The organism is Caldalkalibacillus salinus (assembly GCF_016745835.1).
Taxonomy (GTDB): domain Bacteria; phylum Bacillota; class Bacilli; order Caldalkalibacillales; family JCM-10596; genus Caldalkalibacillus_A; species Caldalkalibacillus_A salinus.
This window is the reverse complement of sequence record NZ_JAERVL010000027.1, coordinates 37,781-62,167: the sequence shown is the minus strand read 5'-3', so window position 1 is coordinate 62,167 and position 24,387 is coordinate 37,781. Positions and strand designations below refer to the sequence as shown.

The window sequence follows — 24,387 nt, the reverse complement described above, 5'->3', positions numbered from 1 at the left end:
TAGGAGGGAAAGGTTATAGTTCAAAGATGTTAAGAAAGAGGAGGGCGTGGCATTGATTGTAAGAGACATTGAATCAAATACAGTTGGTGTAGCAAAAGTGGAACAAGGTCAGGTTTGTATTGAATTTGAAAACGGTAAAACAGAGCACATGACAGAGTCCTACTTTTGGAATGAAGCCGTCAGAAGTGGACAAATCAAGGTAAGGTTAGAATACGTAAAAGAGATCGCACCTTACTTTCAACATCAAATGATTCACACGTTGTGTCGCTATATTGATAAACAGGCCTATCACGACCCACTGACAAAAGACCTATTATTGCACCTTATCGAGCGTTCTTGTGATTTGACTGTGCCCACAAACAAAGATCAACAACGTGCATGGGGGCGAGTGAAGATGGACATCGATTGTTGTACTCAAATGAAGACACCGACTTTCACTTAACTGTGTCCCTGTTTTGATTATGAGACAAGCATTCAATGAGTTAATTGGGGGATAAAATGAAGAGCATGAGCAGAATGAGCGACACGACCGTAGATCAATTCCTAGCATTCTTACAAGTCGACAGGTCAGCACCAAGTCTGTCTTTTTTGAATACACTCATCCGTCAGCATCAGCTCAAAGTGAAGTGGGAGAATCTATCTAAGATACTAGACGGGGAAAAAGCACGTCAGACGGGGGCATACCTTCCCTCGCTAGATGAATATGTTCAACGTTTGGTTCAACATGGGTTCGGCGGCACGTGCTTCACCATTTCAATCGGATTTTACCATTTGTTGCACTCACTTTCCTTTCAAGTCGATTACCTATATATGGACCCTGGACACGTCTGTTTGCGCGTGGACTTAGATCAACCTTATTATGTTGATCTTGGCTTTTGTGCCCCTTTGTACCAAGCCATGCCCCTCTATCACTCCTTTGAGGCGCAGAACAACAGAGAAACTTTTAATTACACGGTATCAGCAAACAACAAGATCACTATCTTTAGAGGCATCGGTGAGGAAAAAGTGTTAGATCCAACCCCCATAGGGTTAGATCAGATCTGGCCACTTATTGAACGTTCCTATGATTGGGAGACGTCACCCTCACTAAAAGAGACCACCATGTTCGGGTATGTGGATCATAAGCCCACCTCTCTCACCCATCGCACTTTAAAACAACACCTCGGTGGCGGGCAGAAAAGCGTAAAAGTATTATCAGATGCTGAAATACAGTATTGGGTGCAGCGTCGTTTTAAAATGGATGACGAGCTTTATATGCGTGCCCTAGATATTCATCAGCGTCATGTTAAACTTGCCTTAGTATCTCAAAGATCCATAGACTAAACAGACATTAAAACGGACCCATTGGTATGACTGATAGCCAAAAGGGTCCGTTTTTTAATCATTCAGGTTGGTTATGACTAACACCTATATGATATGTTCCTAAGATTATGGCCCGGACTCTATAGATAAAGAAGCACGACATATTCACTTTTCTCATCGTACTGCTCTCAAGAAAGCTTAAGAGAGTCAATGATAGTATCCAGCATTTCATCTATCTCTAAATGATCGGTCGCAATTTTTAAGTGATGGTGAGCGTAGACCTCTTGTCTTTTATAAAATAGTGCTTCTATGTCTTCAAGTGAACGCCCCTGTAGAACAGGGCGACTATCAACGAGCATGTTAAGCCTCTCTTTCCAAGTGTCCCAAGATATATCCAAAAATATGACAATACAGTTTTCTAGACAGACGTCTCTGACCTCTTTATGAAGAAACGCCCCACCGCCCACTGAAATTATTTTTAGTTTTTGCTGACTATAATGAGAAATGAGCGTCTTTTCTCTTTCGCGAAAAGCCTTCTCACCGATACGTTTAAAAATGTCAGCCGTAGGCATGTCGTACTCTGCTTCAATCTCTTGGTCAATATCGATAAACGTGCGGCCCAATTTTTGGGCTACTTGCTCACCGATGGTGGTTTTACCAACACCCATAAAACCTGTGAAAACAATACTCTTTTCTTGAAGGGATGGCTCAAGTGTATGCATGGTATAAGCACTCTTTCATCTGATATTTATGTAGATAATATGATATTAGTATATCGAATACAAGCCTAACCTATCAACTGCAAAATAGTAGGATGAGCTATAGGATGAGGCATAACGGTTGCGGATTCAATATCATAGATGTAGTGTTTGACAAGGCTATGATAAAATGACCTTAAGAAAGGAGGAAACGAACCATGAAAAAAGTACTCATGTTACATGGTATTAATCACAATATGTTCGGCAAAAGAGACCCAAAGATATATGGAACGATAACACTTGATGACATAAATCAAAAACTAACGCTACTTGGAGAAGCGCTTGGCATCCAAGTAGATACTTTTCAGACCAATGCAGAAGGCGAAATGGTTGAACGTATCCACCAAGCTTATCAGGATGAAGTGGATGCCGTAATTATTAATGCGGGAGCATGGACGCATTACAGCTATGGTATTCGCGATGCACTAGATATCCTCGAAGTCCCATTTATTGAGGTGCATATGTCTAATATTCATGCTAGAGATGAATTCAGGCATCACTCTGTATTCGCAGATATTGCTCAAGGTCAGATAAGTGGATTCGGTGTTGATAGTTACCTCTTAGCGTTAAGGGCCGCCCATACCATTATAGAGCAGAGGGGATAGCTTCCCCAGTAATTTCTTCTGAACGTTTTCCCTGAAAGCAACAACATTTGTATACCTATCTATGAGTTTCATTCACTGCAAAATTTGTTCCGTATACCCCCTGTTAAGTGATGTCAAAAGGGGGCTTTTTTTGTATGATTGTATCCTACTAGGAAATAGGTCTTAGCGGACAATGATGCACACATATAATGGACTGTAAAACATTTCAAGGAGGTTGGTTTGTGTTTCAATTAAAAGGGTCCAAAAGTCTCATTGTTCTGTTAAGCCTCGTTTTAGCGTTTGGTATTTGTTTGCAACCGATCTACGCTGATGATCTCAAGGAACCTATTGTAAGTGAAGATATTAGCACGAGTGGTGGTAGCGGTTCTGGAGGTAATCCGGGTACATGGTATATTGGTCAAACACCCGATCATTTAGATCATAGCTTACCTGTTCTTTTATTTGTGCACGGGTTAAACGGGGAAGCGCAGACGTGGTGGAAAGACAATGATATGTATAGTACCGCATTTTATAACGGGTACCAAACCGCGTTTATAGACCTATATCCGCAGAAAAACATGTGGGATAACGGCTATCTTTTATCGCAAAAAATAGAAGAGATTTCTCGGTACTTTGGAAAAGAGCTCGTACTCGTGACTCATAGTAAAGGTGGCATTGATGGCCAGAGTGCTCTCGTCCACTACAATGCTTACCCTTACGTATCTAATTTGGTTACCTTGGGCTCTCCTCATTATGGCTCACAGCTCGCCGATTTAGCTTATAGTGGCTCCGCATGGTGGCTGGCAGCGATACTAGGACAGCGCAATGATGCCACTTACTCGCTTCAAACCGGTTATATGAGTTATTTTCGCTCTGAAACGGACGCCCATTATAATGTCGGTCAAAATCAATATTACACACTCGCAGGCACGAGCTGGGGGTCATTTGCATCAGCGTTATGGTGGGGCGGGTTATACCTGTCTAGTCACGGCTCAAATGATGGTGCCGTTGTGGTCGACAACGCTTACGTCCCAAGTGGCCAAATGGTTCGCATCGATTCTTGGGATCATAATGAGATAAAGACGGGGCAAACCTTCGACTGGTTTAAACCCTACCTGACAACATCAAGCATGACCGAGCAAACACAGGAAGGTGAAGAGTCACAATCGATGACAGATTCAGATCAATCCAACCAAAGCACACAAGGGGCGAGCACCCAAAGCAATCACTATTTAAGTGGGGGAGAACATACGGGCTATGCGACTGAAGCATTTGCCATTGAAAACGATGTGCAATCCGTCACGATTCATTTGTTAAGTGACGAACCCGCTCAACACATCACACTCCGAGATCCTTATGGCCATGCCCAGCCTATTCAAGTGAACATGACTGAGGCTGAACAGTATTTAGAAGGGGCTTACAATCATCAGATTGTATTAGATAACCCTCGACCGGGTGAGTGGAAGATAGAAGCCTCTTATCAGTCTGGAGTCGATGGAGCGTACTTCCTATATACAGAATTCGAGACCTCTTCAACGTACGATTTTCAAGTGAAAGAAGATGCGGACCAAGGGACATTCACCATTTTTGCTTCTGATACAGACGTGACAAGCGACGATATCGAGGTTCAGCATTCTATTGACTTTTTACCGGACCAAGCCAAACTTAAAGAGCAAGGGATCAAGGCGAATGATCGCTTAAAATTAGTCACAAACGAGCCGGTGAAGGATATGACCTTTACTCTACCACAGGTGGATCAGCCTGGTATTTACAATATTACAATAGAAGTCGAAGGTGAAACGCCTGAAGGATTTGCCTATCAGCGTACGATCGTTGAGACCGTCTACGTGGACGATAAAGGCAAGCTGTATCGTTAGGATTGCATTTGACGATCTCTACTCCCCATATTATGATTAACAGATGTGATCTATTAAACCAACTCATGGATATACACACCCAATAATAAAACGATTTGCATCCACACTTCTTATGACATAGGTAACAGGGGAGATAGCATGACCATACTATACGAAGCGCGTTATCAGCCATTTGGGGTGACATCACAAAGCATTCCGAAAGCTGAGGAGGCGGAAGTGAAAACAAGTGTGGAGCTCGTTCCTCATGATGAGAGCGATGCTCCTTTTTTTCGTCTGCTGGAAGCGCAAGGTTTATTTTTAAATGAAAGACAGATCGAGGCTTGCCGGCACGGTGAGGGACCATTATTGACATTAGCTGGGGCTGGCACAGGGAAAACAACCGTCCTAGTCGCCCGAACCGCCTACCTGATACAACATCTGCAGGTCGATCCCAGACACATCTTGCTCATGACGTTCACTAAAAGAGCGGCGGAGGAAATGCGCCAACGGATTATCCAGCTTGTGGGACAGAGAGGAACACAAGTCGTATCGGGAACCTTTCACTCTATCTTTTACCGCCTACTTCGCCATAAAGGGTTACAGGAGACACTATTAGTGGGAGAAAAGCGTAAACAAACAATCGTCAAGATGATATTAAAAGAGAAAGGACTGGACCAATCACACCAACCAGAAACACTTTTAACCACTTTATCCGATCATAAACGCAAGGGTCAAACAGTCCATAGCCTTCCTCGAGAAAAACCGGGTGAACAAAAGGTTTATGAGGTCCTCACACAATATGAAGAGTGGAAGAAGGCACAGCAATACATAGACTTTGATGATATTTTACTGAAAAGTGAAGCCTTACTTAAACGCCAAACGACGTTACTTGCCCAGCTGCAACGTCGTTTCCAGTATGTCATGGTGGACGAATTTCAGGATACGAATGCGATCCAATACCATTTAGTCCAACAGCTGGCCCAACCGCAAAACAATGTGATGGTCGTGGGAGATGAAAAACAGTGCATTTATTCGTTCCAATCCGCTGATCCCAGTATCATCCTCAATTTCGATCAGGACTATAAACACGCGCGACTGATTGAATTGGATATCAATTATCGTTCATCTAGTCGAGTGGTGGGCTTAGGTAACCAAATCATAAAGCATAATCAAACCACTAAGTCTGGCGATCTCAAAGCCACACACGACGGGCCTATCCCTTGTTACTTGAGACCTCAGGACACAGATGAAGAGGCCAAAGCGATCATACAAATGATTCAAGACGAAGTGAAAACTGACAAGAGACGTTTTGGTGATTTTGCCATATTGCATCGTACATTGACGTCCAGTCGAAGTTTATTTGAGCAGCTTGTCATACAGGATATCCCATTTATCTCATATCATGATGGAGAGCACTTTTACGAGCAACATACGGTTAAAACGGTGATAGATCACTTGCGTCTTTCCTTTCAGCCTTGGGACAAAGATGCGCTGATGCAAGTCATTCCTACACTGTATTTAAACAAAGAGAACGCGATGCGTTGGATAGAGGAAAGGGAGGTGACATCACCTGAAGCGACCCCTTTTGACCATCTCATGCACCAACCTCATCTCCGGCGTTTTCAACAGAAAAAAATAGAAGAAAAAAAGCGGATGATCGAGGGGTTGAAGCGTCAATCGCCGTATGCCGCAATATTAGAGGTTCGTGCCACCTACGATAAATTTATAGAGGCGAGAGATCAAACGAACACCTTAGTGAAGATGATGCTCAAAGAAACATTAGAAGAGTTAGAGACATCCGCGAGACGTTTTGAAACCGTTGCTTCGTTTCTTGAATTCATCGACACCATCATTGAACAACACCATGATATGGGTCAAAGGACGGCCAGTGATGCCCAAGATGCGGTTACCTTAATGACTATTCACAAGGCTAAAGGATTAGAGTATCCTGTTGTCTTTGTGACGGGCGCTTCAGAATCTATTCTTCCTCATAGTAGCGCGTTAACTGAAGATCCACCAAAGGATGTCGCCTCTTCGATTCACAATCCGCTTGAAGAGGAGAGACGTCTCACTTACGTTGCTGTAACAAGAGCAAAAGAGGCGTTATATGTAACCTCCCCCAAACGTTACAGGGGGAAAGAAACGTCCGTCAGTCGCTTTTTTAAGGAAGCTTTTTAAATAAACGCATGCACTAAAAATTTCCTTTTGCATATATTGAAATCATTGAAATATGAATGCAGAAGGTGATGTTTGTGCACAAAAAAGGACCCATTACGTACCGCAATAAAAAGTACGGTTACACCTTAATGTTTCCGAGATGGTGGAAAAATCACGTATTCTTGAACGTGTCAGCTGGAGAGGAGGCAGAAACGGTTTATGAGTTTAATCTAAAGTATAGAAGATGCTACCGTGGCCACTCATGGACCAACATATTTAAATTATGTGTCTTCAACATGAACCGTCAGCAGTGGGAACACCTCTACGGTGATTCTCCGTATACGTATTTAGATGAGCGTGACGGAAACGTTTTTGCCTATCTCACACCACAAGAACCACCAGAAGAATTCTTGAAAAAAGACAAGAAAGAATACAATCGACAGATTCCTGAGTTGCGTTGGTTAATCAAAATGGTCAATGACGATGTTCCGCGTATTGTAGAAACCTTTCGTTTCTATCAGTAAAGCAAAAAACATCCCCACAGGGTGATGACCTTGGGGATGTTTTTGTTCGTCATAGTGATGATAGTGACCATTCATAGATATGAATCGACTCTATGTTGTGGCGTTATGTCTTCTGTTGGTGTAAGGGAGCACAAAACGGTTAATTCACCGCTTCTTTAAGCTGTTTTCCGGCTTTGAATGCAGGCACTCGACTTTCTGGAATCGTAATCTCTTGACCCGTTTGAGGGTTACGTCCTTTTCTAGCAGAACGATTACGTGTTTCAAAATGGCCAAATCCTACGATTTGTACTTTTTCACCAGCTTCAAGTGTCTCTGTAACGGATTCGATGAATGCATTCACTGTTAACTCAATATCTTTTTTAGACAATCCCGTCTTATCCTTTAACTGTTGAATTAACTGTGTCTTGTTCATCCGTCATCCCTCCTTTCAGCAAATAGGATATATATGGTAAAGGGGAATTTATTACGAGTATGGACCGCCTCATCGGGAAATATACCATGTTCTCAAAAAAATAGTGTTGCTCCCTGATCTTAATCAGACCGGAAATTCATAGGTGTGATGTGGGATGAGAGTATTGACGTTTGAAATATGGTTAGAATGGGAAGTGTACATAGATGGTCATAGACTCAATGGAGGAGGTAGAATAATGAAAGCAATTATTATTGAACAGTATGGTGGACCAGAACAGCTAAAGGAAGTAGAAGTACCAATACCAACCCCTGAGGCGAATCAGGTTTTAATAGAAATGCACGCCACATCCGTTAATCCCATCGACTGGAAAGTCAGAGCAGGTCACTTAAAAGAGATGCTCAGCTTTGAATTCCCGATTATCTTAGGCTGGGATGCAGCTGGCGTCGTGAAAGAAGTAGGTGCTGATGTCACGGCCTTTAAGGTTGGAGACCGTGTCTTTGCCCGCCCTGATACGACGTCCAACGGGTGTTACGCTGAGTATATCGTCACAGAAGAGAAGTACTTAGCTAGAATACCTCATAACATGGGTTTTGGAGATGCTGCTTCTGTGCCCCTTGCAGGTCTCACCGCATGGCAATGCCTGATTGATTTTGGTCAACTCAAGTCTGGCGATAAAGTACTGATACACGCCGGTGCAGGTGGTGTCGGAACATTTGCGATTCAAATTGCTAAGAGCGTAGGCGCACACGTCGCTGCAACGGCCAGTGAGAAAAATGAAGCGTTGCTTCAATCACTCGGGGTGGATACTTTTATTAACTATAAAGAGCAAGACTTTGAGAACGTCATTGCAGATTATGATCTCGTCCTTGACTCTATGGGGGGAGACATTCAAGAGAGAAGTTACGACGTATTGAAAGCAGGAGGCAAACTCGTCTCTATTGTAGCACCACCGGATGAAGAGCAGGCCAAGGCACACGATGTAACAGCAGGTTTTCTATGGCTTAACCCCAACGGTGAACAGTTGCAAGAACTCGCTGACTTGATGGAGAACGAGCAAGTTAAGCCTATCGTAGGTCATCATTTTCCTTTGACAGAAGAAGGGCTCCAAGAGGCGCATCAACTGAGTGAAAGTCATCATGCTAAAGGGAAAATCGTGATTAATGTTCGGCCATAATAGATTCTCAAGAGAAGATGACGGCGAAGATCTGTGCAAGACCATTGTACGCTCGTCTTCAATTATTTTAAGCTATACAAGCGTTTGCTATAGATGTCTAAGCTATACAAGTTTTGCTACATAAAAGAGAAAGACAAGAGCAGAAAGCCTATCACGGGACTCTCTGCTCTTTTACATTTTCAATTTATTGTTCAGCCGCCATCCGAATTACATTCTAATACTCTTTTACGATGTCGTTTGATCACTTCTTAACCAAACGAGCATTTCACCTTCTCCCCGGTTAGCCCAAGTGTAATAAGGGATCGCCTTAAACTCGAACGGAATCTTAGGATAGACCTGGGTGGTATAAAGTTGGTCTGGTACATGGGTAGAGTCCGTGCGATACGCTTTCCCGGTAAGAACCGTCACCCCGTTTAGCAGGCTGGGTTCAAAGGTTGATTGAACCGATGCGTCTTGGGCTAAATGGATATCATGGAGGTTGCGACCGTTATCAGCTTCTTCTAGGCAGTACACAATAGGGCCACGCTGTAAAGCGACCTTGCCCGCATTTTCACGAACTTCAGGATGGGCGTGAACGATATTGATTGGCATCTCCATCTCTAGGGTAAGCTGATCACCTGGATGCCATGTCCTTTGAAGTTTGATATAGCCTTTGTTAGTCGTATATGAGAGTGTCTGGCCATTCAGCTGTACGGTTGCCTGTTGACACCACTCCGGTTGACGTATGTTTAGTGTAAAATCAACGGGTTGTGCTGCTGAAACCGTAAAGTTGGCCTTGCCCTCCCATGGGTAGTCGGTCCTTTGTTTTAAACAGACCGTTTGATTGTTAAAATCGAATTGTGTTTCACTGCCAATAAACAGGTGCACATAAGCTTCGGTATCATTTGCTGAGTAAATATATTCCCCTAAAGAGGCGAGCAGTCTGGCAATGTTAGGGGGACAACAGGCACATCCAAACCACGGTTGTCTCGTTGTTTTCACTGTGTGCATATCATGCCGGTGATTCGCGGTATGTGGCCATACTTCTAACGGATTGACATAGAAGTAACGTTTACCATCAAGCGATATGCCGCTTAACGCGCCATTGTATAAGGCACGTTCCATGATATCTGCGTAACGGGCGTGACCATCAACCTGAATCATTCGCTGTGCCCAGAAAATAAGTGCAATCGCAGCACACGTTTCTGTATAGGCGCGGTCGTTAGGAAGGTCATAATCGACGGTGAACCTTTCCTGGTAGGCGGAAGAACCGATGCCACCTGTAATATACATTCTTTTATTGACTGTATTCTCCCATAACGTTCTGCTCACCTGTAATAACTCATCGTCGCTTAATTCAACCGCTAAATCTACAATGCCACTGTATAAATAAACGGCGCGTACAGAATGGCCCTCTGCTGTCGTTTGTTCCCTCATTGGGAGATGGGCTTGAAAATAGTCATAGTTATGAACGCCCCGTTGAACTTGATCATCGCCACGTTGTTCAATTTCCACATCATAATAATGGGGCGATTGCTTCCCGCGTTCATCTATAAAGAATTGGCACAGCTGAAGATACTTTTCCTCTTTTGTGACGCGATAGAGCTTAATTAGCGCTAATTCAATCTCGGGGTGTCCGGGATAGCCTCTTTTTTTCCCGGGTTCTGGCCCCAGCACGGTCATGATGTGGTCGACTAATTGACCCACAATGCGGATGATTTTTTCCTTCCCTGTTGCTTCATAGTAAGCGACAGCGGCTTCTATGAGATGTCCCGCGCAGTATAGTTCATGATCGTCCTTGAGATTGGTCCATTTTTCTTCTGGATGACTCACTGTGAAATACGTGTTAAGGTATCCATCCTCTTCTTGGGCTTGTTCTAGCAGCTCAATAACCTCATCCATGACCTTTTCCCATTTCTCGTCTCGATTAGCTGCGAGAACGTAACTCACCGTTTCCATCCATTTATATAAGTCACTGTCCTGGAAGACCATGCCGTAATGTTGACCTTCTTTTTTCCCTGCTGCGATCTCAAAGTTATCTATCGTGTGGCTTGGTGCCGCCCCTGGGATGCGATCGTTCAAAGCGTCCCACTGATAGGAAATAATGGTATCCTTGACTAGGGCTTGCCATGGTGACCAGAATGCGTCTGTCACTTTCACATATTTTAAGTTGACGGGTCGCATCAGACCTGTTTGGGTATGTTTCATATCATTTCAACTCCTTAAAAAAAGTAAGTTATATAGGAAGGGGTGGCTTGCCCCCATCACTACTCTTTTAAGCCGGATAAAGTAACCCCTTTGATAAAGAAATCTTGTGCCAAAAGGAAAATCATGATCACTGGCAGTATACTAATGACTGTCCCCGCCATCAGAACGGGCCAGTCGGTCGCATACATGCCTTGCATAGAGGCTAACCCGAGCGGTAGCGTCATTTTTTCTATGGAGTTGATAAACACTAGGGGGCCCATAAAATCATTCCATACAAACATGAAGATAAAGACACCGAGCGTGGCCAAGGCAGGTTTACAAAGGGGCAAGAAAATGCGCCAGTATATACCAAACGGTGTACAACCATCGATCTTCGCTGCATCTTCTAGTGACTTAGGGATGGTTAGAAAGAATTGTCGAAGCAAAAATGTACTAAACGCGTTGGCCATCTGCGGGAGATATAGCGCTGCGTGAGTGTCAACGAGGTTATAGTGCGTCATCGTGATAAAGTTAGGAATCATCGTCACTTGAGGTGGTACCATAAGGGTGGCCAGATATAGGGCGAAGAGGACATCACGACCCTTGAACTGTAAACGAGCAAAGGCGAATCCAGCCATAGATCCTGTTATCAGTTGAGCGATGACCACGATACTCGTCACCTTCAGACTATTCACGAAAAACTGACCAAAAGGAAAGCGTTCAGACACTTGCAGATAGTTATCAAATCGAATGTCCTCCCCAAAGAATGTCGGAGGGAAGACAAACACTTCACTGATATCTTTAAGCGAGGTGCTGATCATCCATAAAAAAGGGAATATCATGGTTATGGCGCCCAACCCGAGGAATGTGTGAGCGATTATTTTACTTCTAAGAGACCTTCTCACGTTCGCACCTCCTAGTAAACACTTTTCTTTTTATGGCGCCAAAATTGTATGATGGTGAAAATGAACACAAGAAAGAATAAGACATAAGCCATCGCGCTCGCATACCCCATTTTGAAGTACTCAAATGCGTTTTGGTAGAGATAATGGACAATGACGGAAGATGAGCGTCCAGGTCCGCCTCCAGTCATCAGATAGACGGTATCAAAGACTTGGAAAGAGTTGATTACGGACATGATAGTAACGAAAAACGTCGTTGGTGCTAACAATGGGAGCGTCACATGAAGAAATTTCTGCACCATGGAGGCCCCATCCAAGTCTGCCGCCTCATAATAGTTGTCCGGAATACCCTGGAGTCCTGCTAGAAAGATCAGCATATTAAACCCGATACCCTTCCAGATACTGGTGAGTATAATGGCCGGCATGGCCCAAGTCTCACTGCTTAACCAGTTTGGTCCGTCTATACCGACCACACTTAATAGAAAATTAAATAATCCATACTCTGGGTTATATATCCATTGCCAAATCACGGCAACAGCGACCATTGAAGAGATGACGGGTAGAAAGTAGGCTACTCGATAGAACTTTATCCCTCTTATCTTTTGATTGAGTGCAACGGCGAGTACAAGAGAGAGACATATACCAATAGGCACGGATACGACTGTGAAATAGATGGTGTTCCAAAACACTTCAACAAATACGGCATCGTTTAGCAGTGCCACATAGTGACTGCTCCCCACCCATTCGATGTCCCCTATAAGATCCCACTGTGTAAAGCTTAATAAGAAGGAACCAACAACGGGAAACAACATGAAGGCACAAAATAGGACGAGGTGGGGAAGCAAGAAAATGATGGCCCATGTCCGGTCTTGGTAAAAAAATGATTGAAACCAAGATTGAAATGGACGCTTTTCTTTGTGGCTCAGATTAAATCGATGTTGATCATGACCATTGGGGTGATGTTCAGGCTTCAAAAGACTCCCCCCTTTCTCCCTATTGATTTATTTCCCTAGTTCAGCTTGCCCGCGTTGCTCAATAGCTTGGAGCGTGTCCTCTACAGACTGTTGACCATAAAAGAACTTGTCAAGCTCTTCTGTTATGATATCGTTAATCGCAGCCTTATCATTTAAAGCGAATGGAAACGGTTTCGAATCTTTGAAGAACGAAGTCATGGCCACAAAACCTTCAGGGTGAACATCTGGATTGTGCCATTGATCAATCCATTCTTGTGTATACATATTGGTTCTGTTCGGCATCCACAGTCCTTCACGTATTAAATCTAATTGATAAGACTCAGATGAGAGGTACTTTATTAAAGCCCAGGCCTCCTCTGGATGCTCCGTTTCACTCCAGGCAGCATTTAAATGAGCCTGGCCATGTGTGGTGGCTTGCCCCCCAAACTTCGGTAGCGGGGCCACACCGACGGGGAATCCCATTTGGGCCAGCTCTTGTAAAGCCCAAGAACCGTCTACCATCATGGCTATTTTGCCTGTTTGTAACATCTGGGCTGCATTCATACCCACGTTTTCTAGATATCTCGCTTCCGGGCTAACGCCATGTTCTTCTCTTAGTGCTTTAATCGCTGTTAAGACGTCTTGAGATGCAGGAGAGTTAAGGACGATATTCTTTTGATCGTCCCACACCTGTCCCCCATTGCTCAGGATGAGGCCCACATGCATATAAAAGGCTTCTAAGCCATAGACCCCATACTGCTCCGTTTGACTGCCTTCTGTAAAGGTGAGTTGTTGGGCCACGTCAACAAACTCAGCCCATGTCCAAGCGTCTTGTGGGTCGTGGGGTGGGTAGGGGACATCGGCGGCGTCAAAAATGTCTTTGTTGTAGAACAGGACGGGGGACACGGTCGTACTGCTAATGCCGTAAATCTGGTCATCAATGGTCATAATGTCTTGTGATGAAGGAATAAAGTCATCTAAAGAGAAATCCTGTCCAAATAATTCAGTTAGATTCATAAGAACATCTCGGGATTGAAAATCGCGGTACTGTTCAGAACCTATGAAGAATACATCAGGTGCCGTTGATCCTGCCATCATCGTTAACAGTTTTGAATGGTATTGTTCATTAGGGACCGGTGTATAGACCACATCAATATGAGGATGATCCTGCATGAAATTGTCCAACCCTCTCTGCACGCTTTCGGTCTCTAGCGGGCTTGCTTCCCACCCCATGAACGTAAGGGTCACCTTATCATCGTTTGGATCGTGATTCATAGCCGTTTGTTCAGTGGATCGGTTCAAACAACCGGCGAGTAAACTCATACAAAGCACCATGACTAGGAACATGACAATAGGCCTTCTCAAAATCGATACCTCCTCCTTACACATATTTGATTTAAAACAATATTATCAGCTCATGTTTCACTCGTCGGTAGCCATTAAACAATAAAAGGTGGACGATTTTGACTTTAACTGAGTAATGCGAAAAATAGAAGGTGTGAGAAAAGGGGGATGGAATATGAAATACCTTAAATTAGATATTGAACGTCCGGTGGAATACATCTCTGGGGGGCGGTTTGTCACAGAAGTACCTTGGACACATTCCAAAAGGGTGATTGACAGTTATGAACTGATTATTGGTGTAAATGAAACACTTTATATGGAGCAGGACGGTGTGCAATATGAAGTGAATCCCGGTCAAGCCGTGATCCTCCTTCCCCATTTAACCCATCGCGGTTACCGTGTGTGTCATAAAAATGTGTCCTTTTACTGGTTTCATTTCTTATGTTCAAAATCCTTAATTGACGACCAGAAATTGAACGATGAGATCCTTGCCATGCGTACTCAACCCCACACAAAAAACGATATCAAACAGATTTACTTATCTTTGTTTACAACGCCTTCAGCCATTGAGCGTTTGAACATTTTAGCTAATCAATTATTGCATGTCGATAACGCCAACTACTACACACGAATGAGTATGAACTACTTGATGACGTCAGTCCTCATCGAGCTTTCTGAACAAACATTATCTGATTTATTACTGGATTCGGATAGCGCCAAAGATGACATTCAAATATATGATATTATGGAATGGACGCGTATTCATGCTACTGACATGTTATCAGTCTCAGATATTGCCAATAGATTTAATTATCACAAAGATTACTTATCACGACTGTTTAAAAGGAAAACGGGCATTACGTTACAGGAATATATTCATAGAATGAAGCTATCAAAAGCCAAAGACCTTTTAACGGGTACGAGACTCACGGTAAAAGAAATTTCATATCGAGTGGGGATAGTAGACGAAAAATATTTTATGAGATTATTTAAAAAGTACGAAAAAATAACCCCAACAGAATATCGTAGGGCTTTTTGCAAGATCCATTTTAATAACCATTAGTCATTTGCTGGATAAGGATAAGAGAAGCTCATAAACATGGTTTGACTCACAATTATTGTCATATCATTCTACAAATGGTATAAAAATTTAATAAAAATTGTAGATAAATGAAGTAAAATATGAAACCATTATAGAAGTGTTTCGTATGAGATAATGTAATAATATTTAAGATTGTTTTTTAAAGCGAGGTGAGTGGAGTGGGGATTTTCGATCGTTTGTTTAACAAGAAAAAGTCTGTACCGACAGTAGAGGAAAGAACAGTACATAATATGAAGGTGGGTGACATTGTCACATATGACCTTGAGGACTACCAAGTGGTTGGCCGATTAGATTATAACGATCATGGTTTCAAGTGGACAGCGTACCAGCTTCAAGGAGATCAGAACACCATTTGGTTGAGTGTTGAAATGGACGACGAGCTAGAATTGGGTATTTATCGTAAGGTACCTTCGCTTAAACTGACAGAACCAATACCAAAGGACATCGCATACGATGGGGTGAAGTACCATCTTAACGAGCAGGGTAGTGCGCGCATTAAAGGCACTGGGCGTTGCCAAAATGTGGATGGTATGACCATCGATTATTACGACTTCTCTGATGACGAGGAGGAGCAATTTCTATCCGTGGAAAAATGGGGCAGTCAAATTGAGGTCAGCTCTGGCTATGAGATAGAGGAGTATGAAATAAAAATCCTGGCTGGTAGCTAAAAAATTCGTTATTGGAAAGACTTTTGAAAAAAAGTATGCTGAACCTTTTATTTAATAAAAAAATCATTGGGAGGAATGAAGATGTTTAAAATGTTTAAGCGTGTTAAAACGTTGGTGAGCTCAGAGTTGAATACCATGTTAGACAAAGCCGAAGACCCGGTTAAAATGCTCGATGAGTTCATGCGCGAGATGGAAGCGGATATTCGTGAAGCCGAATCTTCTGTCGCCAAACAGATTGCTAATGAAAAAATGCTCAAGAAAAAGTACGATGATGCCGAGAGCTTGGTGGAGAAACGTGAAGCCCAGGCCATGAAGGCGTTAGAAGCAGGTAACGAAGACCTCGCTCGCCGTGCCCTAGAAGATAAGAAACAACAGCAAGAGCAAGCAGATACGTTAAAAGAGTCTTACGATCAAGCAAAAGCCGATTCCAATCAATTACGTGAAAAGCTAGATGAAATGAAGAAAGAATACCAAGAAATGAAGCTGAAAAAGGATACGTTAAAAGCCCGTGCTGAGTCAGCTAAAACTAGGACTAAAATGAATCGCGCCATGTCCAATGTAGGAAACGATGAATCCAAGCGTGGGTTTGAACGTATGGAAGAGAAAGTCATGCGCTTTGAAGCAGAAGCTGAAACGAGCGAAGACCTTAAATCCGCTAACCGTAGTTTGGATGATGAATTAGATGCGTTAGATGCTAACAGCGATGTCGATGACGAATTAGCAGCGTTGAAAAAGAAGATGGGGAAAGAATAGGCGCGCCTTACTGCCTATTCTCTTTCTTAAGTGTCAGTATAACAAGGCCTTTTATTTAATTAATTTTACTTTAAGAAGTCGTATCATTCGAGGTGTTCTTATGAAGCAACTATTCGGGGGTGTGATGCTCCTTTTTATTCTAATCTTAGCAGGGTGTGGACTACAGGATATTGATGAAATCGTAAGTCAAAAATATACATTCGTGGATGTTATCACAAGCAGTAGCCATCATAGCGATGTATCTCGAGTATATCGGGCAGACGACGAATCTATTGACCAAGTTGTGAACTATTTAACAGAGCAAAAGGAACCACAGGAAATATCGACCAAAGTCGACGATAAGCAATCTCTCATCTATGATGACCACTTTGTGATCTTAACGAAAGATGATGAGAACAATACTTTAATCGAAGTGGCCACTTATGGTTTCGTGCGTGAGAATTACCGACCTAGCTTTTTTCAAGGTATGTACACCTATATGCTACTAGATCGAATGCTAGATACTAGGAATTGGAAAACGAAGCAAGCCAATCGGTGCCAAGAGTCAACCTCTGGTGAATGTTATGGGGGGTATAACACTGTCGGTGGTGGATATTACAGAGGACCAACCGCTCCCCCTATTAGTAGAGGAGGATCAACGCGAGGTGGGGGACCCGGAACGGGCAAGTAAACGGCTACAATAAAGAATAAAGTGACACACGCAAGGGGAATCTGTCATTTGAGGCCCAATGGCGTTGGCGAACCTTGTACGATGTCAAAATTTATAAGAAGTAGGAGGAGTTAAAAGGATGATGAACTTATTTTTAATCACGTTTTACTATTTTATTATTTCAATCGCCATTGTAGGTGTAGGTTTATACGTTTTTGAGCTAGTGACAACCAAATACAAAGATTGGGAAGAAATTGAAAGTGGTAATAAGGCCATCGCGTTATCAGTGGGCGGTAAGATTATAGGGATTTGCGTGATTTTAGCGTTTGCGATTTACCATAGTAACATCATCATGGATACGGTGATCTGGGGATTATATGGTGTGGTCCTTCAAATCGCGGCGTATTTTATCTTTGACTTTTTGACACGTCGTTTTACTGTTGGCGAACAGTTGAAAAATGGTAACATTGCAGTCGGTATTGTCAGTTTCTGTGTTTCTGTTGGGCTTGCGTTCGTCGTTGGCGCGTCTATCACTTAATGGCAATGTGAATGGCTAGTGCCACACATACACAAGACAGGACTCAGTAAGAAAGGCTTGTCATGCACAACGTGATGGCAAGCCTTTTATCAGTATGAAAAACACACGATTTAGGTGATAGTAATGGCAATGGACCAACATAAAGTGACGCAGAGTAAAACGATTTATTGGGCTTCTGGGATCGTGTCCATTTGTGGGATTATCTTCGAAGTTTTGTTTGGAGCTCTAGGTTCCTATTTATTAGGAGACGGTGTCAAACAGTATACCCTGACTATTTCCTTGTTTTTAACGGGAATGGGGATTGGTGCGTCACTAAGTGAAAAGGTAACAAAAGGTCTGATATTATCTTTTATATGGATAGAAATATTGATCGGGATTATCGGTGGATTTTCTAGCTTCCTCATGTTTGGTATTACAGCTTACCTTGGTAGTGGATCGGACGCGTTATTCTTATATCTCGTAACTTTAACGATCGGGGCATTAACCGGTATTGAACTGCCCATTCTTATTCGTAAAGCGAATGAGATCGGTGTGACTCTACAGAGAAGCACCGCCCGTGTGCTGTTCTCAGATTATGCTGGCGGGCTCATAGGGGGACTTTTGTTTGTTCTTCTTCTTCGTCCTCAATTTGGTATGGTCAAAACGGCTTTTTTGGTGGCCATTGTTAACATCTTAGTAGCGATGTGGTTACTGTACATGTTTCGCCATGAAATTAAGCATTTACGCAAGCATGCTGTGCTGGCTAGTGTCATTCTGGCTATACTTGTCGGGGGCGCTATTGTGGGAGAAGAGGCCGCTTTATCCTTTGAGCAAAAGCTCTACCGTGATCCCATTATCCATTCAGAGCAAACCACTTATCAAAAGATTATCGTGACAAAAGAACAGGGGGATACAAGGCTATATTTAGACGGTTCGCTTCAATTCAGTTCAAGTGACGAACATCGTTATCATGAAACGTTGGTACACCCGACGATGTCTGCAAGTAATACTGATCGCGATGTGCTCGTACTGGGGGGTGGAGATGGTTTAGCCGTACGTGAGCTTTTAAAGTATGATTCGGTCCAACGTATCACGTTAGTGGATCTCGATCCAAGGATCGTTGAACTTGCTCGGACGAACCCTCATTTCACTGACTTGAATCACTATGCCTTAGATGACCCTCGCGTGAAGGCCATTAGCATGGATGCGTTTGAATTTATGGAGGATACGGATAAATTCTATGACGTGATCCTCGTTGATCTTCCTGACCCTAACAATGAATCTCTAAACAAATTGTACACTAAAGAATTCTACTCTCTACTTAGAAACCGTCTGCAACCCGGTGGCGCCATGATGGTGCAGGGGACAAGTCCAGTTTTTGCTAGAGAAGTTTATTGGACGATTAGCAAAACGATTGAAAGTACGGGACTCTACGTGGAAAACTTTCATGTTGACATCCCAAGCTTCGGAAACTGGGGATTTGTTATGGCCTCTCGAGAGCCTATAAACGTTAATCAATTGAAGGTGGAGGTAGACACTAAGTTTTTATCTCATGATGTGCTACCTGCCCTCATGCAATTTGGAAAAGATGAAGGGCCAAATGTGGTAGACAAGGATGGTCAACGTGTAGAACTGAAGCCAAACACACTCATAGATCCTCATCTTATAGAGAAGTATGAGAGAGCTTGGCGGCATTATTAAAATAAGGTAGAGATATTGAAGAAGGTACTATTCACGAACATTTCAGTGTGTTTCATCGTCTCCTAGTTCAATGCAAGGAGGCGTTTTTTTTTTTGGCTCTACAGTCAAGCGTGCAATTGAACCGTCAGTAGTTAGTATTAATCTGTTCAAATGGGGTAAAGGAGTAGGCGTGTGCGCTCCAACCCCCACCCATGGTAATGGCTAGATGAACTCAGAAATGCGACATGATGGGAAGTGCTGGCGGGTTTACCTACCGCCCAAAAACACGATTAAAGGCCTAGTTTGCTGATATAGTAAGGGTTTTAACCTTTATTGAGGTTATATTATATGCATTTCTAACAAAATAGGCTCAAACATGATCATTTACGACAAAACATAGACGACCCAATGTGACACAATTCCGTTTGGACAAGCATTAAGATAAAGGTGATGATAAGTGAATCAAAATTTTAGGAAGGAGAAATAATCATGGGACGTTTAAAACGTGTAAGTATGGTGGTATGTAGTTGTTTATTCATGGTGAGCGTATTAGCACCAACGTTAGGGCACGTGGATGCACAGAGGATTCAGTCCCCTGGCACACCAAGCCAGCAACATTATTCCGTAGACGGTTTTATAAGTTATGAACAGTTAGGGCGCAGTCTAGAGCAAATAGAGCATAACAGTAAGGGACGCGTACAGGTTGAAGTCGCCGGAAACTCTCATCAGGGTCGTCAAATCTATAAGGCTACAGTAGGGACTGGAGAACGGGTTATCCTCATACAAAGTGAGATCCACGGTAATGAGAAGACAGGAACGAATGCGCTTCTATCCGTCCTCCAATATTTAGGCTCAAGTCAGTCATCACACGCGAAGGAAATAAGAGACAATGTCACTTTAGTGGCGATACCCATGATGAACCCTGACGCTTCGGAGTTGAACCGAAGAGCGAATGACATGCGTTGGGATGACGTTGTGGAAAAATTTCCTCACCTAGCGGATAGTCAACCGACTTGGAACTATTATACGAGAACGTTACAAGGCCATCCATACGGGGAACGTCCGGGCTTTGATGTCAACCGTGATTTTAACCCTGACCTTGATTATGAACCACAGGTGGCCGATTTTCCTGGCCGTTCTTCGCAGCCCGGGTGGTACATTACCCCTGAAGCCCAAACGGTGAGGGATGTATATAAGTCACTTCTGGAGGAGCATGGCCAAGTAGAAGTCTTTGTTGATTTACACCATCAAGGTCCGTATTACTATGTTGAAGATACGGATGATTTGGTCACCATGTCCATCTCAGGCCAATTTGTCCCACACCCCTCAAGTGAAGAAGGGAAAAAGTATCGGGCATACGCAGAACAGTATCGCTATGATTTCTCAAGACAGTTGAATGTGGCCGTGTATGATAGCCTACAAAAGATGGGGAATTCTCCTTTCGATAACATCACACTCTATCCTCAAGGACTTGACTTACCTGGAACAGCGTTAGGTTCCTTCGCTTTAAATGGCAGTGGCACAGTGTTGTTTGAAGTGCGGGGGCAAACCCAGAGCTTTGGTCAGAAGAAGAAGGGACAACTCGTGAAGGCTGTAGAGACAGGTATTTACGGAATATTAGAAGGTGTTGCAGATGGATCGGTGTATGATCTAGATCCTGAAGCTTATGAGCATATTCCTCTGACTGATCGATAGGCAGATGGTTTTGGCGGACAACAATGGCACCCTTCATGCGAAAATATAGAATATATCGAGACCGTAGATCCTCTCTGCGGTCTTTTTAATGTCTCTATGACTGCTATGCTTATAAGTATGGTATAAAATACGAGGTACATCATCGTTATTGTCACTTTAGAAAGGAGCTACACCATGACACACCATGATTTTAACGCACTGATATTCTTTATGCTTACGATTATATGGGCCTTTGGCATGATTAATCCTAAACTGATCCTCCGAAGCACGAGACGCCCAACAAGAAAAAAGTTAACCTCGATTATCATCATTTTGTTGACGTTGCTTTTCCCCGTAACAGAACCCGGAGAAGAGTGGATGCAAGACAACTTTGAAGCGAACCTAACCGCACTATCACAAACCTTATTGTCTGGCGCTGCAGAAGATGGGCAAGATGTCCAGGATGAGGATCAGAACCTGTCCGGAGCAACGCATCCATCGGGCGAGCTAACAGTGCATTTTATAGATGTAGGTCAAGGAGATGCGACGTTGTTCCAAGGGCCCGATTTTACTATGTTGATCGATGCCGGACGTCACAATAGAGATGACGTCGTTTCGTATTTACAAACGCTCGGGATAGAAGAAATAGATGTGATTGTAGGCACACATTCACACGCAGACCACATTGGGCAGATCGATGAAATTTTACATGTATTTGAGGTGGAAGAGATATGGTTGAGTGGAGAACCGCATACGTCACGTACTTACGAGAATATGCTTGAAGCAATAGATGCTACGGATGTGACCTACCACGAACCACGAGCGGGTGAACATTATGACGTAGGATCCCTTATCATTGATATCTTAAACCCTGATACCTTAACAGGTGATGTACATGGATCTTCGCTCGCTGTACGTCTTCGTTACGGAGAGATTAACTTTGTGTTCACCGGAGATGCGGAAGCTGAAACAGAAGAAGCAATCATTGCTCGCGGACAAGATATACAAGCACAGATCTTTCACGCTGGACACCACGGAAGCGCGACCTCGAATACGACAGTATTTTTAGAGGAAGTCCAGCCTGAAGTGGCCATTTATTCAGCAGAAGAAGATAATTCCTACGAGCATCCACACAGGGAAGTGGTAGAACGCTTTGAGCAACGCGGCATCCCTCTTTACGGTACAGATGTATATGGTACAATGCTTGTTACAACGGATGGAGAAGACTATGAAGTAGTACTAGACTAGCATACTGCAGGGAGTGTACGAAGATGAACACTAAGAATCAGAAAAAGAGAGCGGTCATCGACCGTATGGACGCTCAGCGGGCGACTTTGTTAGTGGGAGATGAGGAGACAGAACGTACGGTTCTAGTAGAGAATTTGCCCCAAGGCGCAAAAGAAGGGATGTGGCTCACTTTAGAGGAAACCGAAGAAGATCTTCTCCATATTCAAATAGATGAAGAAGAGACCGTAAGGCGGAAAAAACTGATGAAACAGAAGTTGGACAAATTGCGCCAACGTTCCAAAGGCAGTAAGTTTAGAAGGCTTTAACACTTAACGGCCTGAGGCAAGCTGAAACGACTAAGAAGCTGAAACTGCTAAGGCAAGCTGAGCAACACCATGGTTTGACTGACGATAAATAGTAGTTTAGAGGGGGATGGCACATGGAGCAGGCAGTGTACAGACCCCACAACTAGAATTTCTTAGCTGTGGGCAGAAAAATCGTTACGGTGGTACCTTGGCCCGGTTCGCTGGTAAGTCTTAATCGTCCCCGTAAGGACTGAATAATCCGGTAAGTGACCATAAGGCCAATCCCTGTCCCTTTGTCTTTGGTCGTGTAAAAAGGCTGCCCCAGTCTGTTTAACTGTTCTTTTGACATACCACTTCCCGTATCTTTGATTTGCACGATGACATACTGTCTCTTTTGAAAGGCATGAATCCATACGTCTCCTACATCCTCATGGCTTTCAATAGCGTTCTTCACTACGTTCATGAAGACTTGCTTCAGTTTCGGGGGATCTCCAAAAACATACAAGTCCTGGTTGATATCCGTGTGAATGCTCACGTTACGGATTACAGCATAGGACGAAATGATCGAACTCACTTCATAGAGGAGATCACCAACTTCTAATACTTCTCTCACCTCTGTTTGAGGTTTAGCTAAATTGAGGTATTCTGTGATCATTCTTTCGGCACGGTCAAGTTCTGAGATGACGAGCTTCGAGTAATTTTGTTTCGTTTGGTCTGTAGGATCGTTTAATAGCTGAATAAATCCACGTACGACAGTAAGAGGATTACGAACCTCATGAGCGACACTTGCAGCAAGCTCGCTTACCATGTTAAGTTTCTCTGATGCCGCTAATTGTCCTCTGATAAATGTCATCTCCCTCACATGCTCACACAACATGATCACAAGTAAAAGACTAAGGGTGTGGGCAATACCTGAGTAAAGCAGAAAATCGATATTCTCCTGACCTAGAATAAAAGATTGCGTATTCACTTTCCCGTGAATCGCAATGGCGCTAAAACTAGCAAGTTGCTGCAATACCCCAAGGCCCAAGGCGACCTGGATTTTTTTTCTTTTACCAAGACGGAACCATTTAGAGGTCATAAGCAGCGGCGCCCATATGTAAAGGGAAAAAGCGATCGCGGTAGGTAGCATACTTTGTGAACCAAATTGAAAGAATTCATAAGCAAACATAACGGATGCGCTGCTGATCCCAATACTCATACCACCATAGAGGGTGCCGACTATAATAGGTATAGCTCGAAGATCCACAGATAATCCCTGGTCGATCACGATTGGGAAAGTCATACATAATAAAATGGAAAAAATGGCAAGAAGACCTATCAGATAGCGATTCTGTTTCACATTGGTAGCATGGAACTTGTCCAACCACAAGGATTGATAGAGTAAGATCGGAAAAATAATAAAGAAAAGGTGTAACAGGACGTCCTTTATAAAAGACAACAGTATCTCACCACTTTATAGTAGAATTTTCCCACCTATCTATAAAGTACCATGAAACAAGGGGAAATAAAACTAAATTTTATAAATATTATAAAAACAGTGCGATGTTTGTCGTTTTTAAATTTAAAAACAGTAGCAACCCGGATAGGCTGCTACTGTTTGATGATCGTTCTATGGTCCTATAGATCTGTTTTAGATAGATGGAATGACAGTTACTGACACTAACGAAAAATTTGGAC

Annotated in this window: 23 protein-coding genes; 16 read left to right on the top strand and 7 right to left on the bottom strand. The window is 43.2% G+C overall.

Features of this window, described 5'->3' with window-relative positions; translation table 11 throughout:
• Positions 1-52 precede the first annotated feature (52 nt).
• Both JKM87_RS14910 and JKM87_RS14905 read left to right on the top strand, forming a co-directional pair.
• Positions 53-442 carry a hypothetical protein gene (locus tag JKM87_RS14910; RefSeq protein WP_202081164.1) on the top strand — a complete coding sequence of 130 codons (390 nt, stop codon included), beginning with the start codon at positions 53-55 and terminating at the stop codon, positions 440-442.
• 65 nt (positions 443-507) lie between these two features.
• A complete protein-coding gene (locus JKM87_RS14905) occupies positions 508-1,323 on the top strand; it encodes an arylamine N-acetyltransferase (protein ID WP_202081163.1) in 816 nt (271 codons plus the stop codon).
• A gap of 167 nt (positions 1,324-1,490) precedes the next feature.
• On the opposite strand, the gene JKM87_RS14900 is transcribed toward JKM87_RS14905, so the two are convergent.
• A complete protein-coding gene (locus JKM87_RS14900) occupies positions 1,491-2,024 on the bottom strand; it encodes a shikimate kinase (RefSeq protein WP_202081162.1) in 534 nt (177 codons plus the stop codon).
• A 194-nt stretch (positions 2,025-2,218) separates the two neighbouring features.
• Here JKM87_RS14900 and aroQ point away from each other — a divergent pair, with 194 nt between their 5' ends.
• The 4 genes from aroQ (at position 2,219) to JKM87_RS14880 (ending at position 7,181) form a co-directional block, all read left to right on the top strand.
• The gene (aroQ, locus tag JKM87_RS14895; protein WP_202081161.1) at positions 2,219-2,665 is read left to right on the top strand and encodes a type II 3-dehydroquinate dehydratase; all 447 of its coding nucleotides are present in this window, start codon (positions 2,219-2,221) and stop codon (positions 2,663-2,665) included.
• 221 nt (positions 2,666-2,886) lie between these two features.
• The gene (locus JKM87_RS14890) at positions 2,887-4,521 is read left to right on the top strand and encodes an esterase/lipase family protein (RefSeq protein WP_202081160.1); all 1,635 of its coding nucleotides are present in this window, start codon (positions 2,887-2,889) and stop codon (positions 4,519-4,521) included.
• A gap of 138 nt (positions 4,522-4,659) precedes the next feature.
• Positions 4,660-6,678, top strand: coding sequence for an ATP-dependent helicase (locus tag JKM87_RS14885; protein WP_202081159.1), 2,019 nt, complete (start codon positions 4,660-4,662; stop codon positions 6,676-6,678).
• Between the two features lie 74 nt (positions 6,679-6,752).
• Positions 6,753-7,181: a hypothetical protein gene (locus JKM87_RS14880; protein ID WP_202081158.1), complete on the top strand. Its 429-nt coding sequence runs from the start codon at positions 6,753-6,755 to the stop codon at positions 7,179-7,181.
• 139 nt (positions 7,182-7,320) lie between these two features.
• Here the strand turns inward: JKM87_RS14880 and JKM87_RS14875 are convergent, their stop codons facing one another.
• Positions 7,321-7,593 (bottom strand): HU family DNA-binding protein, encoded by a 273-nt coding sequence (locus tag JKM87_RS14875; protein WP_202081157.1) that lies wholly within the window; start codon positions 7,591-7,593, stop codon positions 7,321-7,323.
• A 235-nt stretch (positions 7,594-7,828) separates the two neighbouring features.
• On the opposite strand from JKM87_RS14875, the gene JKM87_RS14870 reads away from it, so the two are divergent.
• Entirely contained in the window at positions 7,829-8,767 is a 939-nt protein-coding gene (locus JKM87_RS14870) for an NADP-dependent oxidoreductase (protein WP_202081156.1), read from the top strand.
• Between the two features lie 225 nt (positions 8,768-8,992).
• On the opposite strand, the gene JKM87_RS14865 is transcribed toward JKM87_RS14870, so the two are convergent.
• The 4 genes from JKM87_RS14865 to JKM87_RS14850 all read right to left on the bottom strand — a co-directional run bounded on the left by JKM87_RS14865 (position 8,993) and on the right by JKM87_RS14850 (position 14,153).
• On the bottom strand, positions 8,993-10,954 hold the full coding sequence (locus JKM87_RS14865; RefSeq protein ID WP_236838861.1) for a glycoside hydrolase family 127 protein: 1,962 nt from the start codon (positions 10,952-10,954) through the stop codon (positions 8,993-8,995).
• A 59-nt stretch (positions 10,955-11,013) separates the two neighbouring features.
• On the bottom strand, positions 11,014-11,838 hold the full coding sequence (locus tag JKM87_RS14860) for a carbohydrate ABC transporter permease (protein ID WP_336885190.1): 825 nt from the start codon (positions 11,836-11,838) through the stop codon (positions 11,014-11,016).
• An 11-nt stretch (positions 11,839-11,849) separates the two neighbouring features.
• Positions 11,850-12,689, bottom strand: coding sequence for a carbohydrate ABC transporter permease (locus JKM87_RS14855; protein WP_336885192.1), 840 nt, complete (start codon positions 12,687-12,689; stop codon positions 11,850-11,852).
• A 147-nt stretch (positions 12,690-12,836) separates the two neighbouring features.
• Complete coding sequence (locus JKM87_RS14850; RefSeq protein WP_236838860.1) at positions 12,837-14,153, bottom strand: ABC transporter substrate-binding protein; 1,317 nt, start codon at positions 14,151-14,153, stop codon at positions 12,837-12,839.
• A gap of 154 nt (positions 14,154-14,307) precedes the next feature.
• On the opposite strand from JKM87_RS14850, the gene JKM87_RS14845 reads away from it, so the two are divergent.
• From JKM87_RS14845 to JKM87_RS14805, 9 genes are all read left to right on the top strand, one after another.
• On the top strand, positions 14,308-15,195 hold the full coding sequence (locus JKM87_RS14845) for a helix-turn-helix domain-containing protein (RefSeq protein WP_202081155.1): 888 nt from the start codon (positions 14,308-14,310) through the stop codon (positions 15,193-15,195).
• 197 nt (positions 15,196-15,392) lie between these two features.
• Positions 15,393-15,902, top strand: coding sequence for a DUF4178 domain-containing protein (locus JKM87_RS14840; RefSeq protein ID WP_202081154.1), 510 nt, complete (start codon positions 15,393-15,395; stop codon positions 15,900-15,902).
• A gap of 81 nt (positions 15,903-15,983) precedes the next feature.
• Positions 15,984-16,655, top strand: coding sequence for a PspA/IM30 family protein (locus JKM87_RS14835; protein ID WP_202081153.1), 672 nt, complete (start codon positions 15,984-15,986; stop codon positions 16,653-16,655).
• A gap of 100 nt (positions 16,656-16,755) precedes the next feature.
• Positions 16,756-17,325, top strand: a complete 570-nt coding sequence (locus JKM87_RS14830; RefSeq protein WP_202081152.1) for a DUF4247 domain-containing protein — start codon at positions 16,756-16,758, stop codon at positions 17,323-17,325.
• A gap of 121 nt (positions 17,326-17,446) precedes the next feature.
• Entirely contained in the window at positions 17,447-17,842 is a 396-nt protein-coding gene (locus JKM87_RS14825; RefSeq protein WP_202081200.1) for a DUF350 domain-containing protein, read from the top strand.
• A gap of 129 nt (positions 17,843-17,971) precedes the next feature.
• On the top strand, positions 17,972-19,522 hold the full coding sequence (locus tag JKM87_RS14820) for a polyamine aminopropyltransferase (RefSeq protein WP_202081151.1): 1,551 nt from the start codon (positions 17,972-17,974) through the stop codon (positions 19,520-19,522).
• Positions 19,523-19,990: 468 nt separating this feature from the next.
• Positions 19,991-21,196 carry a M14 family zinc carboxypeptidase gene (locus tag JKM87_RS14815; RefSeq protein ID WP_236838859.1) on the top strand — a complete coding sequence of 402 codons (1,206 nt, stop codon included), beginning with the start codon at positions 19,991-19,993 and terminating at the stop codon, positions 21,194-21,196.
• A 174-nt stretch (positions 21,197-21,370) separates the two neighbouring features.
• Positions 21,371-22,423: a ComEC/Rec2 family competence protein gene (locus JKM87_RS14810; protein WP_202081150.1), complete on the top strand. Its 1,053-nt coding sequence runs from the start codon at positions 21,371-21,373 to the stop codon at positions 22,421-22,423.
• A gap of 23 nt (positions 22,424-22,446) precedes the next feature.
• Complete coding sequence (locus JKM87_RS14805) at positions 22,447-22,728, top strand: DUF3006 domain-containing protein (protein WP_202081149.1); 282 nt, start codon at positions 22,447-22,449, stop codon at positions 22,726-22,728.
• Between the two features lie 142 nt (positions 22,729-22,870).
• On the opposite strand, the gene JKM87_RS14800 is transcribed toward JKM87_RS14805, so the two are convergent.
• On the bottom strand, positions 22,871-24,148 hold the full coding sequence (locus JKM87_RS14800; RefSeq protein ID WP_202081148.1) for an ATP-binding protein: 1,278 nt from the start codon (positions 24,146-24,148) through the stop codon (positions 22,871-22,873).
• Between the last annotated feature and the right edge of the window lie 239 nt (positions 24,149-24,387).

What these genes read in the sequence shown, in the direction of transcription:
- JKM87_RS14905 (WP_202081163.1), top strand. Translation starts at nt 508, where the DNA reads ATGAGCAGAATGAGCGACACGACCGTAGATCAATTCCTAGCATTCTTA.
- JKM87_RS14900 (WP_202081162.1), bottom strand. Translation starts at nt 2,024, where the DNA reads ATGCATACACTTGAGCCATCCCTTCAAGAAAAGAGTATTGTTTTCACA.
- aroQ (WP_202081161.1), top strand. Translation starts at nt 2,219, where the DNA reads ATGAAAAAAGTACTCATGTTACATGGTATTAATCACAATATGTTCGGC.
- JKM87_RS14885 (WP_202081159.1), top strand. Translation starts at nt 4,660, where the DNA reads ATGACCATACTATACGAAGCGCGTTATCAGCCATTTGGGGTGACATCA.
- JKM87_RS14875 (WP_202081157.1), bottom strand. Translation starts at nt 7,593, where the DNA reads ATGAACAAGACACAGTTAATTCAACAGTTAAAGGATAAGACGGGATTG.
- JKM87_RS14870 (WP_202081156.1), top strand. Translation starts at nt 7,829, where the DNA reads ATGAAAGCAATTATTATTGAACAGTATGGTGGACCAGAACAGCTAAAG.
- JKM87_RS14865 (WP_236838861.1), bottom strand. Translation starts at nt 10,954, where the DNA reads ATGAAACATACCCAAACAGGTCTGATGCGACCCGTCAACTTAAAATAT.
- JKM87_RS14845 (WP_202081155.1), top strand. Translation starts at nt 14,308, where the DNA reads ATGAAATACCTTAAATTAGATATTGAACGTCCGGTGGAATACATCTCT.
- JKM87_RS14835 (WP_202081153.1), top strand. Translation starts at nt 15,984, where the DNA reads ATGTTTAAAATGTTTAAGCGTGTTAAAACGTTGGTGAGCTCAGAGTTG.
- JKM87_RS14830 (WP_202081152.1), top strand. Translation starts at nt 16,756, where the DNA reads ATGAAGCAACTATTCGGGGGTGTGATGCTCCTTTTTATTCTAATCTTA.
- JKM87_RS14825 (WP_202081200.1), top strand. Translation starts at nt 17,447, where the DNA reads ATGAACTTATTTTTAATCACGTTTTACTATTTTATTATTTCAATCGCC.
- JKM87_RS14820 (WP_202081151.1), top strand. Translation starts at nt 17,972, where the DNA reads ATGGACCAACATAAAGTGACGCAGAGTAAAACGATTTATTGGGCTTCT.
- JKM87_RS14815 (WP_236838859.1), top strand. Translation starts at nt 19,991, where the DNA reads ATGGGACGTTTAAAACGTGTAAGTATGGTGGTATGTAGTTGTTTATTC.
- JKM87_RS14810 (WP_202081150.1), top strand. Translation starts at nt 21,371, where the DNA reads ATGACACACCATGATTTTAACGCACTGATATTCTTTATGCTTACGATT.
- JKM87_RS14805 (WP_202081149.1), top strand. Translation starts at nt 22,447, where the DNA reads ATGAACACTAAGAATCAGAAAAAGAGAGCGGTCATCGACCGTATGGAC.